This is a genomic window from Acinetobacter sp. YH12226, assembly GCF_013417805.1.
In the GTDB taxonomy this organism is placed as follows: Bacteria; Pseudomonadota; Gammaproteobacteria; order Pseudomonadales; family Moraxellaceae; genus Acinetobacter.
On the sequence record NZ_VPDG01000006.1, the window covers coordinates 90,536 to 104,954 of the forward strand.

The 14,419-nt window shown below is 39.0% G+C and carries 14 protein-coding genes; 1 reads left to right on the forward strand and 13 read right to left on the reverse strand.

The window, feature by feature from the left end:
• Nucleotides 1-17: 17 nt before the first annotated feature.
• The 12 genes from hisS to FTV08_RS08465 all read right to left on the reverse strand — a co-directional run bounded on the left by hisS (nucleotide 18) and on the right by FTV08_RS08465 (nucleotide 12,472).
• A complete protein-coding gene (gene hisS / locus FTV08_RS08410; protein ID WP_180087088.1) occupies nucleotides 18-1,313 on the reverse strand; it encodes a histidine--tRNA ligase in 1,296 nt (431 codons plus the stop codon).
• A gap of 3 nt (nucleotides 1,314-1,316) precedes the next feature.
• Nucleotides 1,317-2,438, reverse strand: coding sequence for a flavodoxin-dependent (E)-4-hydroxy-3-methylbut-2-enyl-diphosphate synthase (gene ispG / locus FTV08_RS08415; RefSeq protein WP_005107871.1), 1,122 nt, complete (start codon nucleotides 2,436-2,438; stop codon nucleotides 1,317-1,319).
• 23 nt (nucleotides 2,439-2,461) lie between these two features.
• Nucleotides 2,462-3,253, reverse strand: a complete 792-nt coding sequence (locus FTV08_RS08420; protein WP_004647463.1) for a DUF4115 domain-containing protein — start codon at nucleotides 3,251-3,253, stop codon at nucleotides 2,462-2,464.
• Complete coding sequence (pilW, locus tag FTV08_RS08425) at nucleotides 3,244-4,044, reverse strand: type IV pilus biogenesis/stability protein PilW (protein ID WP_005103248.1); 801 nt, start codon at nucleotides 4,042-4,044, stop codon at nucleotides 3,244-3,246. Before pilW ends, FTV08_RS08420 begins: the two co-directional genes overlap by 10 nt.
• A gap of 14 nt (nucleotides 4,045-4,058) precedes the next feature.
• Nucleotides 4,059-5,294, reverse strand: coding sequence for a 23S rRNA (adenine(2503)-C(2))-methyltransferase RlmN (rlmN, locus tag FTV08_RS08430; protein WP_004278358.1), 1,236 nt, complete (start codon nucleotides 5,292-5,294; stop codon nucleotides 4,059-4,061).
• Between the two features lie 122 nt (nucleotides 5,295-5,416).
• Entirely contained in the window at nucleotides 5,417-5,848 is a 432-nt protein-coding gene (gene ndk, locus FTV08_RS08435) for a nucleoside-diphosphate kinase (protein ID WP_004647460.1), read from the reverse strand.
• A gap of 110 nt (nucleotides 5,849-5,958) precedes the next feature.
• Complete coding sequence (iscX, locus tag FTV08_RS08440) at nucleotides 5,959-6,159, reverse strand: Fe-S cluster assembly protein IscX (protein WP_004278360.1); 201 nt, start codon at nucleotides 6,157-6,159, stop codon at nucleotides 5,959-5,961.
• Nucleotides 6,160-6,246: 87 nt separating this feature from the next.
• Nucleotides 6,247-6,798, reverse strand: coding sequence for a phosphatase PAP2 family protein (locus FTV08_RS08445; RefSeq protein ID WP_004278361.1), 552 nt, complete (start codon nucleotides 6,796-6,798; stop codon nucleotides 6,247-6,249).
• A 20-nt stretch (nucleotides 6,799-6,818) separates the two neighbouring features.
• Nucleotides 6,819-8,099 carry a glycosyltransferase family 1 protein gene (locus tag FTV08_RS08450; RefSeq protein ID WP_180087089.1) on the reverse strand — a complete coding sequence of 427 codons (1,281 nt, stop codon included), beginning with the start codon at nucleotides 8,097-8,099 and terminating at the stop codon, nucleotides 6,819-6,821.
• Nucleotides 8,100-8,798: 699 nt separating this feature from the next.
• Nucleotides 8,799-11,135, reverse strand: coding sequence for a fimbria/pilus outer membrane usher protein (locus FTV08_RS08455; RefSeq protein ID WP_180087090.1), 2,337 nt, complete (start codon nucleotides 11,133-11,135; stop codon nucleotides 8,799-8,801).
• A gap of 22 nt (nucleotides 11,136-11,157) precedes the next feature.
• Complete coding sequence (locus FTV08_RS08460) at nucleotides 11,158-11,862, reverse strand: molecular chaperone (RefSeq protein WP_085064533.1); 705 nt, start codon at nucleotides 11,860-11,862, stop codon at nucleotides 11,158-11,160.
• A 76-nt stretch (nucleotides 11,863-11,938) separates the two neighbouring features.
• Entirely contained in the window at nucleotides 11,939-12,472 is a 534-nt protein-coding gene (locus FTV08_RS08465; protein ID WP_071850440.1) for a hypothetical protein, read from the reverse strand.
• Between the two features lie 710 nt (nucleotides 12,473-13,182).
• Between FTV08_RS08465 and FTV08_RS16380 the strand changes: the two genes are divergently transcribed.
• Nucleotides 13,183-13,407, forward strand: coding sequence for a transposase family protein (locus FTV08_RS16380; RefSeq protein ID WP_373687391.1), 225 nt, complete (start codon nucleotides 13,183-13,185; stop codon nucleotides 13,405-13,407).
• Nucleotides 13,408-13,437: 30 nt separating this feature from the next.
• Here the strand turns inward: FTV08_RS16380 and FTV08_RS08475 are convergent, their stop codons facing one another.
• The gene (locus FTV08_RS08475) at nucleotides 13,438-14,283 is read right to left on the reverse strand and encodes a DUF2971 domain-containing protein (protein ID WP_257221169.1); all 846 of its coding nucleotides are present in this window, start codon (nucleotides 14,281-14,283) and stop codon (nucleotides 13,438-13,440) included.
• Nucleotides 14,284-14,419 lie beyond the last annotated feature (136 nt).

A 14,419-nucleotide genomic window follows, 5' to 3' on the forward strand; every position in this document is an offset into this window, starting at 1 on the left:
TCCTAATGTTTTATCGATTATTTTGAAGAAATTTTAGTACTAAAAAATGCAACGAAGTCCGTAAATGGTACATTCGATTGCTCTGCGGTTGCCAGCTCTTTCACAGTAAACGCCTGAGCTTCCAGTTCACGCTCACCCAAAATCGCCGCATAAAAAGCACCGGCTTGATCGGCCTTTTTCATTTGCGATTTCATTGAACCTTGTGAGCCTACTTTCAGTCGAACCTGACTGCCTGCTGCTTCAAGCTGATCACGAATCTGCTCCGCAATGACCAAAGCTTTACCTTGAGAAGCGGGCTCAGCCACCAAGAATACTTCACAATCACGTGTCGGGGTATTGTCTTCAACCTGTTCCAGCAGAAGCAATAAACGCTCGATACCCATCGCAAAACCAACCGCAGGGACAGACTGATCTGCTTTTCCTTTGAGTTGACCCACTAGACCGTCATAACGGCCACCGGCACAAACTGTACCTTGTGAACCCAAATGGGTTGTGGTCCATTCAAAAACAGTTTTGTTGTAATAGTCCAGACCGCGTACTAGTTTTTGATTGATCACGAAGCTCACGCCTGCATCAGTCAAATACTGCTGTAACTGGGCAAAATGCGCCAGCGTTTCTTCACCCATAAAATCATGAAGTTTCGGTGCATTTTCCAGGATGTTTTGTGTCTTGGCATCTTTAGAATCCAGAATACGCAGTGGATTCGTGGTCAGACGGCGCTGAGAATCTTCATCCAGATCAGCTTTATGCGACTCTAAAAACTCAACTAGCGCCGCACGATAGGCTGCACGCTCATCCGACTCACCGAGTGTATTTAACTCAAGCTGAACCTTGTCTGCCACACCCATACGTTTCCACAGACGTGCTGTCATCAGGATCAGTTCTGCATCCATGTCCGGAGTCGCCACACCAAAAGTTTCTACACCAAACTGGTGGAACTGACGGTAACGGCCTTTTTGCGGTTTTTCATAACGGAACATGGGTCCGATATACCAAACACGAGGCGTCGCACCACGCAGCAGGTTATGCTCCAGCATGGCACGTACACAACCTGCCGTTCCTTCAGGACGTAGTGTCAAAGACTCAGGTGGATTACCCTTGTCGAGGAAGGTATACATCTCTTTTTCAACGATATCGGTTGCATCACCGATCGAACGTTTAAACAGATTAGTCTGTTCTACGATAGGCAAACGAATTTGTTGATAGCCATAGGCATCCATCAAACCGGATAGATGCTGTTCAAGACGTCTCCAAGCTGGGGTTTGCGTTGGGAGAATGTCATTAAAACCTTTGATTGCGACGATTGAACTCATGATCTACTCAGGAAAACTTGTACGAATAATTTCTTTAGCTTTAGCTTCTTCAAGCTCGGTAACACGTTGACGAACCATGGTTTCGATTTCATCAACCAATTGATTCGTGTCAATTAAATGGCTCTTTTCACCATTACGGTACACCAGTGAACGTGGTGCTGCACCTACGACACCAATATCCGCTTCTTTGGCTTCGCCCGGCCCATTGACCTTACAGCCAATGACAGAGACATCCATTGGGGTACGAATATCTTCTAAACGTTCTTCAAGTTGCTGCATCACTGAAATCACATTAAATTCCTGACGTGAACAGCTTGGGCAGGCAATGAAGTTAATCCCGTTGGAGCGCAGACCCAGCGATTTCAGAATATCAAAACCGATTTTAATTTCTTCTTCAGGCTCAGCAGCTAAGGAAATACGCATGGTATCCCCAATGCCTTCCATCAGCAGGCCGCCCAGAGCGATGGCAGATTTAACCGAACCGGTACGGTAAATACCCGCTTCTGTGACACCCAGATGGAGCGGATTATCAATTTGCTGTGACAGCAAACGATACGCATCCATGGTCAGGAACACATTCGATGCTTTGACTGAAATTTTGAATTCCTGGAAATCCAGACGGTCTAAAATATCGATATGGCGCATCGCAGATTCAAGCAAAGCCTGGCCAGTCGGCTCACCATATTTCTTTTGAATATCTTTTTCCAGTGAACCGGCATTGACACCGATCCGCATGGAAATATCGTTATGACGTGCTGCGGCCACAACTTCACGAATTTTCGCTTCAGAACCGATATTGCCCGGGTTAATCCGCAGACAATCTGCACCCAAATCCGCAACTGCCAAAGCAATTTTATAATCGAAGTGAATATCGGCGACCAAAGGTACATTGACCTGCTTGCGAATTTCACCAAATGCCGCCGCGGCTTCCATGGTAGGTACAGAAACCCGCATGATGTCTGCACCGGCATCTACACAGCGCTGAATCTGTGCAACCGTAGCTGCTACATCACAGGTTTCAGTATTAGTCATCGACTGGATACTGATTGGTGCATCACCACCCACATAAACTGAACCCACACGAATTTTACGTGTTGGACGACGTTTAATTGGATTTACGATCATCGTTCTGCTCTACTCTTGATCTGTTAAGGTGATAAACGGAATTCTGCTTTTCCGTTCACAGTGTAGGGTGACAATGAAATATTTTCATTATTTAAACTGAGTGATACAGCCGATGCATCATCCAGACGAATCTGGAATGGCGCTTCACCATTCAGCTGCAAGCTCGATGCCTGACGGCCAGTTGCCAGAACATTACCCGCCGAGTCGACAATATGCACCGAAGTCGGACGGTTAAAATCAAGTTTCAGCTGATCACCGGAAAGTGCGGCACCTGTATCCAGATTCAGAATCTCGACATTAGAAGCGCCTACTCCAGAGACTTCACTGCTATTTTGTGAATTACTACTTGACCAGTTCTGAATCATGGCAAACAGTGCACCCAAAATCAGCAGCAATACCAGCGTAATAAAAATGCGCTTTAACCACTTACGATTGCGGTCCCGCTTAGACCCTGGCAATTTCCCCATAATTTTAATAGGAGAATTGTTCAGGGCATGGTTCGGCAGCAGCCCGGTATCATTGGTATAAATTTCATCAAAACGCTGAATAATACTAGACGCATCTACACCCAGAAATTTGGCATAAGTCCGGTAATAACCTTTGATAAAGGTTGCTTCAGGCAAAGACTTATATTCGTCCTGTTCCAGTGCAGTCAGGGTTTTGACCGGGATGTTCAGCTCTTTCGCTACATCTTCCAGATTGCGCTGCTGATTGATACGAATCTGGCGCAAGTACTCGCCCGGACGTTGAATATTTCCTAACGCATTTGGAGCTACGCTCGAATGATTCGATGGTGAATTAGGATTTACTTCCATACGGCCTCAGTACTGTACTGTAATTGCAAATAACGTTGGTATTCCTGGCTTTCAGGAAAAAGTGCACGTAACTGGTTGACCAATACCTGCATACCCAACTGATCACCCCCGGCACGCGCAGTGCGAATGCCGACCCAGAGCGCACGGGCACCCTGATTTTTCTGTCCCACACCACGCACAAACTGTTGATACATTTGTGTCGCCGCCGGGAACTGCTGGTTCAAATAAAATATTTCTGCCAACTCTAACATTGAAATATAAGAATCGCGATTGGCTTGCAGCGCCTGTTTGAATGATTTTTCAGCATTTGCTGTATCACCCAGTTTCAGGTAAATCCGCCCCATATTTTCCAATGCACGGAATCGCTGATCATAACCCAACGTGGCACCAGCAATTTGAAACTGCTCGATCGCATCATTATAGCGTTCAAGCTGATATAAATAAGTGCCGTAATTATTTCGCGCCTGTGCATTTTTCGGATCTGCCGAAATCGCACGCTTGAAATAATGATCTGCTTTTTCGAGATTAAGCTTGCTACCTTCCTGCTGCAATAGCACGCCCATCATCATATTCGCTTGAGAATCACGCGGACTGCTTTCAAGTGCCTGATCCAGCGCACGTTTAGCTGCATCCAGGTCACCTGTTCTCAAATATTCTACCGCCAATTGGGTACGGACTTTGGTGGCCTTTTCAGGGTCTTTCTGACCCAGATCTGGCGTCTGACACGCGACTAAAACCAAAGACACACATACTGTTGAAATCAAAGCAAACTTAGATGTTAGATTTCTCAACTGGCGACCTCTTATTATCCTTGTGAGCGCATGATCTCATTCGATTGCGCAATTTTCTTTTTCCACTGTTCCGCACGACGGGTGCGGTCAGCAACTTGTCCAACTAACTGTCCGCACGCGGCATCAATGTCATCACCGCGTGTCTGACGAATCGTACACACAAAACCGGCATCAGACAAAGTTTTTTGGAAAGAAATAATCCGGTTGCGGCTTGAGCGGCCATATGGCGCATGCGGGAACGGATTAAAAGGAATCAAATTAATCTTGCTTGGCAAATTCTTCAATAGCTTAATCATTTGCTGAGCATGTTCAGGATGGTCATTCACGCCATCTAACATCACATATTCAATCGTCACATGTTTACGTGAACTTTCATTCCCGTCTTTGGCAATGTAACGCTGACATGCAGCAATCAGCTGCTCAAGCGGATATTTTTTATTGATCGGCACCAGCTCGTTACGCAGTTCATCATTTGGCGCATGCAATGAAATAGCTAGCGCCACGTCAATATCTTTGACCATCTGATCGATTTTCGGCACTACACCAGAAGTCGATAAAGTCACACGACGTTTTGACATGCCGTATGCAAAGTCATCCAGCATAATACGCATTGAATTCAATACTGCATCGTAGTTGAGCAATGGCTCGCCCATGCCCATCATCACCACGTTCGTGACTGAACGTTCACGCTCAAGTACAGGCACATCTTCCATATAGGAATAGTTCGCCATCCAGAGCTGACCGATAATTTCGGCTTGAGTCAAATCACGCTGGAAACCCTGTTTACCGGTTGAGCAGAATGAACAGTCCAGTGCACAGCCCACTTGTGAAGAAATACACAAAGTGCGACGTAAACCACTGCGATGTTCAGCAGGAATCAATACGGTTTCGACGAGGGAACCTTCACCGTCGCCAACACGGAATACCCATTTACGGGTACCATCTTTAGAATAGTTTTTATGCACCACTTCAGGCGCTTTAATTTCACAAATCTTTTCCAGTTTTTCACGCAGTTTGCCGGAAATATTGGTCATTTCAGCAAAATCAGTCACAAAGAACTGGTGAATCCATTTCATTACCTGCCCGGCACGAAACTTCTTCTCACCCATGTCCTCAAAGAATTTTTCCATTTGCGGACGTGACATGCCAAGTAAATTCACTTTCTCGACAGTATTTGCCTGTGCTGGAGCGGATGGAGTGTGTTGCTGTGGCTCAGAAACTGCTGATACAGCGACTGCTTCAGTACTCATGTGTATTACCTAAACCATGTCTAAAGATGAAAGGAGAAGCTCAATATGTGAGCAAAGAATTATTCAGAGAATAAAAAAACCAGATAAGTATAATAACACTTATCTGGCTTGAATACTGCGAATTAACGAGTACGTGGAGCAATCTCAGTTTGAGCGAAGAAGTAGTTAACTTCACGATCAGCAGATGCTACAGAGTCAGAACCGTGAGCAGCGTTTTCATCGATGCTTACAGCGAAATCTGCACGGATAGTACCAGGAGCAGCTTCTTTAGGATTCGTCGCACCAAGGATGTCACGGTGAGCAAGAACAGCGTTTTCGCCTTCAAGAACTGAAACAACAACTGGACCAGAAGTCATAAATGCAACTAGGTCAGCAAAGAAACCACGTTCTTTGTGCTCAGCATAGAAGCCTTCAGCTTCAGCTTGAGTCAAATGTTTCATTTTAGTTGCAACAATTTGAAGACCAGCTTTCTCGAAACGAGCAAAGATGTCGCCGATGTGGTTTTTAGCAACTGCGTCTGGTTTAACGATAGATAAAGTACGTTCGATAGCCATGATAGGCTCCTTAAGTCAATTGTTGACATGAAAATTTGGCGCATTATACCGAGATAATGCGCATTTTTCTGCTTTTCATCTGTAAAAAAATGCTTTTTTAAGATGAGGCCTTAGCGTGCCTCGTCAATCCATGCCATTTGAATGGCTTCAAGCAAACCTTCAGTCGACTTGGTTGGATCATCTTCAAACTCAGGCAAAGCACACACCCAGGCATGTAAATCAGTAAAACGAATCCACTGCGGGTCCACATCTGGATGCGCTTCATAGAGTTCAATCGCGATATCGAGAGTGTCAGTCCAACGTAAACCCATCTCTATTTCTCACCATAATTGCTTTGATGCTGTACTTTAACAAATCTGTGAAAATCTGCGAGCCTTTGCTCCGGCTTTCACTTATTTTTACAGCACAATATTCAGATAAGGCGCGGTCAGGACAATGGCAATTGCCATCATGCCACCCAGAATTGCGCCAACTGCCACATCACTTGGATAATGCAATCCCAGCACCATTCGGGACACTGCGACCAGAACCGTAAAAGGCAACATCAACATCAGTAATAAAGGTGCGACATAACCTAAAACGGTGGTTGCCATCACGGCATGCAAGGTATGCCCGGAAGGAAAACTGAAATGATCCAGTGGATGCTCACCCAAACGGATCACTTGATGTACCTGATAAGGACGTGGTCGTACAGTTTTGATTTTAAGCACCTTGTAAATCATAGTACCTATAGTACTTCCCAAAATCAGATAAACAATCTGCACGGTATAGATCAAGCCTTGCATGATCCAAACCAGTATCAGCATGAAATACCAAAATGCACCATTTCCTAAGCGGCTAATCATTTTAAAAAAAGTGGCAATACGGACTGAATGCGAAAAATGATTCAGATAAACACAGCCTTTCAAATCGATTTCTAAAAATTTAATCTTTACATTCTGGAGTTTCACACTGGTGCTCCTTTCTTGTTTTATATCCTGTATTCCTGATGCTGTACCAGTGAATACAGTGCCTGTTCAAATTGCCGGACCGGATATTGCCAGCCTACTTTTTCGGCTTTTTTACGTGCTTGCGCACCCATCTGCTGCAATTTTTGCTGATCAGGCAATCCGAGCATCTGCTGGATCAACCCCTGCTGATGTCCAAGTCTACTCAACCATCCCGTTTCACCATGCTGCACATGCAAGTTTGCACAAGCATAATCATAAGCAATCACTGGCAAGCCACTGGCCATCGCTTCCAATACCACATTTCCAAAGGTTTCAACCTGACTGGCAAAACAGAAGACATCTGCACTGGCATACGCCGCTGACAGTTTTTCTCCTGTCAAGCTACCGGTAAAAACAATACTGCCATCCTGATTCAGTTGTTGCAGTCGAGTGCGATCCGGCCCATCTCCAACCACCACCAAACGTATATCTTGCTGACGAACTTGGCGCAGCACAAAATAGGTTTTGATCAGCACGTCAATTTCCTTTTCAGGAGAAAGCCGTCCGACATACAACATCACCCGGGTCTCGTTTGAAACTCCCCAAGCATAGCGCAAATCTGGTGATCGCCACTTTGGTGAAAATGTATCTGGATCGACGCCTCTGCCCACAACTGCCAAGGGACAAGTCACACCAAACTGATTTAAGGCTTGAGCCGTGCCTCGACTCGGAACACAGGTCAAATCAGTATTATTATGAAACCACTTTAAATAGCCTTGAATTGGCTTCAGTAAAAAAGCCAAATCAAAAAACCGACTAAATTCCTGAAATGATGAGTGGAAACCGCTAGAGACTGGAATTTTATGGAATTTTGCAAGCTGTTGAGCTACCAGACCCAAAGGGCCTTCGGTCACAATGTGAATAATATCAGGTGTAAAAATTTCAACAGCTTGATGGATTTTTAGAAATTGCGGTCTACCAAACTGCAAATTGCTATATTTAGGAAGGCAATGCGCTTTAACCAGACATTCACTATGTGGTTTAAAATCATTACAGGCTTGTCGTTGTTCTGGACGTATTAATAAAATCTTATGTCCCTGTTTTTGCAATCCTTTACAAAGTTGCAATAAAGCATGGGCAACTCCATTGATTTCAGGAGGCCAGGTTTCGGTAACGATGGCTATTTTGAGACGAGGACGAGTCAACTCTTCCAAAGGCAGGGTCATTTTTGTTTTTTGCTGTCGCAACTGTTTTAAGTCAAAGCTAATATTTTGAAGTGCAGACATTTTTTTCGATAACGCTGAGGTGCAGGGCTGTTCCATATCACACCTATGTGATTATATTTTAAGCTAAAGTCTAATGCTTATTTATTGCATTTTAATGATATTACCCCCCTTCTCTCATTTTATTCGGAAGTTGATGTACTTATAGAGATATCTAATTAACTTGACTAACAATTAAGAGTAAATTAACTCACCTATTCATAACCATAGCTCATGCCTAAAAAATCCAGTCAGAAAGCTTCAAAATCTGGTTAAAGGACTTAAATAGACCAAAATCCAATTCTCTTTTAAGAGCCAACTAAAAGAATTCAGTAGATAAGATCCACATATAAACTGTCTTTATAAACTCCAGCTGGGGTCAAAGCAGAAGGTTGTTCAGCTAGTTGTACCAATACAATAAATTTACTTAGGCTAGTTGGCGGTTGGGATATCGGCATATTCCAACGGGATGAGGTCGCCCCAGAAATATACATTTGTGTTCTTATTTTATGATTGTGCTCATTAACCAAATAACTACTGCCATTAGTGCTGGTTAAGTTTCTAGAATTAAATTGAATAGCATAACTGCTATCACACCTTACGATAAAAGAAGTCGCAGCTTGGCTCAGATAAGAGGAGTTCAATTTGAGTTCTGATACTGTCGATCGATCAATCTGACAACGTTGGGCATGACTTAGACTGGTCAATAATAGAGAGAACACAAGTACAGTAAATTTAAGTTTCATTATTTTTCATCCTTTATTTACAGATAAGCGTAGATAGTCCGCTTTCTTCTTTTTGATTTTCTGTAACCGTCAATTGTGCAAAGCAAGTTTTAGATTCGGTGCTGATGATTTTAATATTGTAAGTATTTGGAATAAGCCCATATAGAGTGACCGTACCTTCCGATGAGATAGGATAAACCTCCCCACCATCATTATCGATATATAACTCTGAACCGGCTGTGAATTTATGATTATTACTATCTACAGGCAAAATCGTGACCTGTTTTGTATTATATATAGGGAAATTAATAATATACCCCCGCTGATCTAAAGCAGTAAGCCTCTTGGTTGCATAAGGAATCTTAGCTTCGACTGGTAATTGATTCTGATCAAAACCAATATCATAATTTACATAAGGAATAATATCATGAACAAAGGTATAGCCTTTCTTATTCGTTTTATCTACTACAGATAAAGACCTTAAAACATCGACATCCTGATAATCTCCCACACTAACAACAGAAAATGCATTATCAACCAACTTGGTAAAATTGAATTTATTATTAAGAAAAACAACCGCACCACGATAGTTTAATTGTGATTCAGACTCATTATCTCCCTCTATATGATAAAAACCTAAATCCCCAACATCTGTTTTCAATCGCCCATTGAAATTATATAGTGTTTCATCTTCGAGTCTATTTACACCTGTTTCATAGTCAAATCCAACCTGATTAGGATTACTTTTTACAAATTGCAATTTAGTTCTTTCATCTGTTGAATGACTAAAATAAACTGCTTTATCATCATCAAAACTATAGCTAAGTGATAAGACAACTCCAGAATCCCGATCATCACCAAATGAGCTAAAATAACTCAAACCTAGGCTTCCCTTCCTACCTAGCCGACGATTAAACCCTAAATTTAAAGTTTTACGATCATTTTGAAAAAATGAAGGAATCTCATCTTCCACGCGCATTTCTTGCTGATGAAAACTCTGGGCAGCATAATTCAAATAAATATTATGCAAAAGAGGAATATTGCTCATCCCCCCATAAATTAAATATTCATACTTAGGATAACTATAAAAATTATCCAGGTCATCACCTAAATATTTAAAATCTCTTTCTGTATATTTCGCACTTGCACCAAGTGAAACTCTTCCGAAATCCTTTGCAGCAGATAATCCATATGAATAATTAAAATTATTAAGTTCATCGTGTGAAGCTTGAACTACACTATCCAAAACCAAATAATGACTAATAGCTTGAGTCCATAGAAAGCCTAAATTTTGCAAGTCTTCGCTATAAGAAAAATTAGAACCAAGTGTTGTCCAATTAGATACCCCATAACGATAATAAAGGTTAGAGAAAAAATTACGATAGTCATTACTTTCTATATTATAGTTATAACGCAACTTTCCTAATGAAACATTATATTCACTAAGATCAGATCTTAATAGCCGATTCGTCACCAGAATAGGAAAACTTTGTACACTCCTATTCCCTAATACATCTTCAACAATAATTTGTGCATTTCCTGCCTGTTGAATTTGTGCACCAGTTTGAAGATTGAAATCACCAGGACTGACTCTTTGGCTATATATACTTACCCCATTAATATACAAATCAACTGTAGAAGGAACACGCGCACTTCCCTGTAAGATTGGAGTATTCCAATAAATAAAATTTGGTCGCTCAGTAAAATTAGTTCCCCAGTTTAAACCGGCAAAACGTAAAGAATTAATTAATGGATTATATACTGTAGTTGTATCTCCTAAAGTAAGCTGAGTCATACTTTTAGGAAATTCAAAGTCAATACTAGTACTGAGTCGAGTAAAATACTCATTCAAAGGATGATTATAATATGCTATTGAGTTCTTAAAAATCCAATAGTCTTTAAAGACACCCAGATCTGTCAGGCCGTTATATAAAGAATTCGTTTCTCTGTCTATTTTTGAATTTAAATAGGTAAAATCATAATTTACGAAACCTCCAAAACTGGCTCTCTCTGGCATAGTCTGCAACTGGGAGATCTGTGTACTTGATTTAAACAGTTGGGTAGGTATGGTGAGATTAATTGTTTGCTTAGAGGCATCGAAATTAGATTGAATATTCCGGTCCGAAATAAGACAAAACTCATCCCGAGAAGCCATTTTTGATAATTTAGATATATCAATATCTCGTTCCGACAATATATTGCACTCTATGTAAAAATTATCATCACTTTTTATTAAAATAATATCTATATTATGATCAAGCTCGTTTATCCAAAGATTAGCAAAAAATTCATCATCAGGATTCTGGTTAGCATTAGCATTACATAAGAATAAAATATTAACTAGAATAATTATTTTTCTATTTAACTGCATAATATAATCCTTAATTATAATTTTAATCCATAAGCTTTAACTCTATTTCCTCATGCGACTTATCTGTCATTACTTTAACAAAATAATTACGAGGATTATTTATTTTAACGCCTTCCAACTCATAAAAAATACTCTTATCTTTAAGTGCATATTTCATATTATTACTAGTAAAAACTTCTTTCTTATTAGAATCTAAAATTTGTAACTTTGAAATTTGAATATGAGATTCTGCTTTATTTTTAACTATAAGCTTATCATTCTCAATATTAAAATTTAATTTTAAGTTATCTTGCTTTCCAATAAATAATGGCAGGTTAAAATTCATCAAGAAAGTAATAGATGATTCTTTTACAGGTTGAGGTAATTCCTCAATTACAATGCGCCAGGTACCCTCTTCCCGACCATCCAATACAGATACTATTGGACGATTAAAACCAACACGTATAACTTGTTTCCCATTAGGTTTTAAAATAAAATTTCTTGGATTAATTATAAGAGTATCATCCTTCTCCAACACATCTTCACCTTTATCATTTTGATCCCATTTAAATGCTTTCACCTCAAATATCTTTTTTTCTACTTCATTTATAGACTCTAAAGTAAGTGTTGTTGTTTTTTGTTTTTTATCATTAAATATATACATTTGCACTGGATCAATTGCAACATCCGCCTTCCCGCCAGAAAAATAAAAAAAAGATAAAAAAAATAATATAGTTGTTTTTCTCATATTATAATTTTCCATTTAAAAGTATAATGAGGCAACCTAACCCAACATAAATATCAGGTTAGGTTGATTAAATAAATTAGTAGTAAGCTTTAATTAGATAGCGATCGGTATAATTACCTGCTAACTGTGTAGCATCAACTGCAGTATTGGTAACTGCAAGTGTATAATTATCAACTGCTTGACCAGCATGATTTGAATTACCAAATGGAACAGCACCTGCAGCACCTTGTTTAGTCGTCACAATTGTTGTAGCAATTGTTTTAGATGCATCTGTTTCATGTTTAACAAACGTAGTATTATTAGCACCGGCATTTGCAGTTTGTAAATTTAGAACATAAGGGGTATTTGTTGTAATTGAATAATTTGTAGTTTGGGTTCCACCAGCAGCAGATAATACTATTGCATTTCCACCAGTTAAAACACATTTCTTATTAATTTTAAGTGAAATTGGAATTTCTTTTTCACAGCCTAAAGTATTACATTTACTCCAGTCAATTGGTGGTTTAGGAGGATGATAACCACCTCGAGCTGCTTCATCTTCTGCAAAAGATGCCGTAGAACAAGCACCAAGAACTAATGCCGCTAATGCCGATTGTGTAATTTTGTTCATGATTTTCTCCATTTCTTTTAATAAAAGAATATGTATATGTAGTTATTTTAACGATTACGCTTTAACTCTTATTATTATGAGTAAAGTTAAGTAACCGTTAACTTATCTTATTATCTTTGACCTAAAAATATGCAAAAGTTTATTATTCACAATACTACTCTCTATTTTTGGTTTTTTATTTGTTTTAAAAAATTTAATCCTATACTTATAAAAGGTTAAGACAAAAAATAAATTGATACAATTTAAAAATATTTCTAACTATGTCAAATAAAAAGAATAAAATAATCTTTAAATTTTATAAAAAACAATTAAACCACTAATTTTATTATTTTTTTATAATTTACCTTAACTTACAAAAAAATAAAACAAAGTTACGAAATTTACAAATAGTTGTGAATTATGCAACTTTATTTAAGAAATGTGTGATTTTGTCGAAACTTTTGCTTTCTTTTTCACACATCAAGACTTTTCTTAGCTATGAAAAACTTTCTAAAAAGCAATAATTAATATAAATTAACTAAAAAAACAATATGTTAATATACAATAATCTTCTTTCATAAATAAAAATTGAACACTATTTTGCTTAATATTCGTCCTCTAATTTTCTTGGCATTCGTGCCTAATTTATGAATGAAACACATCGATTCAAAAAGTTTTCAGAAACACAGTTTAAGCGATATACAGGCATATCATGGTCAACTTTTTATTTAATGGTTGATCAATTGAAGAAACATGTTTTAACTCAAGGCAGACCGCCCAAGTTAAGTATTAAGGATCAGATTCTGCTCTGTCTAAGCTATTGGCGAGAATACCGAACCTTATTTCACGTTACTACGAGTTACGGAGTTTCAGAGCCAACAGCCTCAAGAATTGTAGGTCATGTCAAAGATTGGCTGATCAAGTCTGAACTAATACAATTTATAAAAGAACTCTAATATATGAACCGCTACCACAATTACAGCTATTTAATCTAAATCAACTGAATTAATAATTTTTCTTTTTAAAGACCATGTTTCTGTATCAACTAAAACAGTGAATAATTCAATATTATTATTCCGACTAAATTCTTTTAACTGTAAAATTTTAGGAACTTTATAACCATCGATTAAATTATCATACTTCCTTCTTTGATCACGATAACTATTTTCCCCAAGATATATCTCAACAAATGCATCTGATGGGATGCTTTTTAAGAATATACTTCTTGAACCAATATATTTTCTTTCCCACTGCTCTCCATCCAACTCAAATCTCTTATCTTCCTTTGAATGATAAGAATGGTATTCCTCACTCCCCAAACATTTCATTACCCTAACCTCCTCTTCATACGCCCAACATAATTGCTTATAAAGAACAGCATGTTTTAGTAATCTCTCATGAGATTCCCACCATATATGATGCTTACTTCCAATTTGCATTAATTGCACGGCATCTATTGAATTAATATGTTGTGGCACTGTATTCACATAAATCATCTCTCCTCTCTGAGCAAGAATCGTATAATTTTCAAAACTTTCTAAACCTGCCTTCTCTGTATCAATCCCGATCACCATTTCTTTATGACTATCTGCATAATGAGACCACATTAAAGGATTTAAGGGGGCTCGAGTTAAAGACAATACTGCATATTTATTGATAAACCGACTTCTTACAGCTTGCGTTTCTACACCAACATTTACCGTTTCCCCCATTAAAGCTAAAGCCGTCACCTCAAATGGATCATTAAAATCGCGCGGCAAAGAAAAGCCTAAAGTACTTGTTTCTAATATTTTTAAACCAGCATCAAAGCCAACATATTTATATAAAATCATTATTCTTATCCAATAAAAAACCCCGCTTTCGCAGGGCTTTTATAGCATAAAAATCAGCCAATTAAGAGATTGGTTTTTCTATTTATCAACGATTTTGTTTGCTTGGCTCCAAGATATTAAAAAATGGGGAAAGCAC

Excerpts from the sequence above, each read along its gene's own strand:
- hisS (WP_180087088.1), bottom strand. The coding sequence starts at position 1,313 with ATGAGTTCAATCGTCGCAATCAAAGGTTTTAATGACATTCTCCCAACG.
- ispG (WP_005107871.1), bottom strand. The coding sequence starts at position 2,438 with ATGATCGTAAATCCAATTAAACGTCGTCCAACACGTAAAATTCGTGTG.
- FTV08_RS08420 (WP_004647463.1), bottom strand. The coding sequence starts at position 3,253 with ATGGAAGTAAATCCTAATTCACCATCGAATCATTCGAGCGTAGCTCCA.
- rlmN (WP_004278358.1), bottom strand. The coding sequence starts at position 5,294 with ATGAGTACTGAAGCAGTCGCTGTATCAGCAGTTTCTGAGCCACAGCAA.
- ndk (WP_004647460.1), bottom strand. The coding sequence starts at position 5,848 with ATGGCTATCGAACGTACTTTATCTATCGTTAAACCAGACGCAGTTGCT.
- iscX (WP_004278360.1), bottom strand. The coding sequence starts at position 6,159 with ATGGGTTTACGTTGGACTGACACTCTCGATATCGCGATTGAACTCTAT.
- FTV08_RS08450 (WP_180087089.1), bottom strand. The coding sequence starts at position 8,099 with ATGGAACAGCCCTGCACCTCAGCGTTATCGAAAAAAATGTCTGCACTT.
- FTV08_RS08455 (WP_180087090.1), bottom strand. The coding sequence starts at position 11,135 with ATGCAGTTAAATAGAAAAATAATTATTCTAGTTAATATTTTATTCTTA.
- FTV08_RS08460 (WP_085064533.1), bottom strand. The coding sequence starts at position 11,862 with ATGAGAAAAACAACTATATTATTTTTTTTATCTTTTTTTTATTTTTCT.
- FTV08_RS08465 (WP_071850440.1), bottom strand. The coding sequence starts at position 12,472 with ATGAACAAAATTACACAATCGGCATTAGCGGCATTAGTTCTTGGTGCT.
- FTV08_RS16380 (WP_373687391.1), top strand. The coding sequence starts at position 13,183 with ATGGTTGATCAATTGAAGAAACATGTTTTAACTCAAGGCAGACCGCCC.
- FTV08_RS08475 (WP_257221169.1), bottom strand. The coding sequence starts at position 14,283 with ATGATTTTATATAAATATGTTGGCTTTGATGCTGGTTTAAAAATATTA.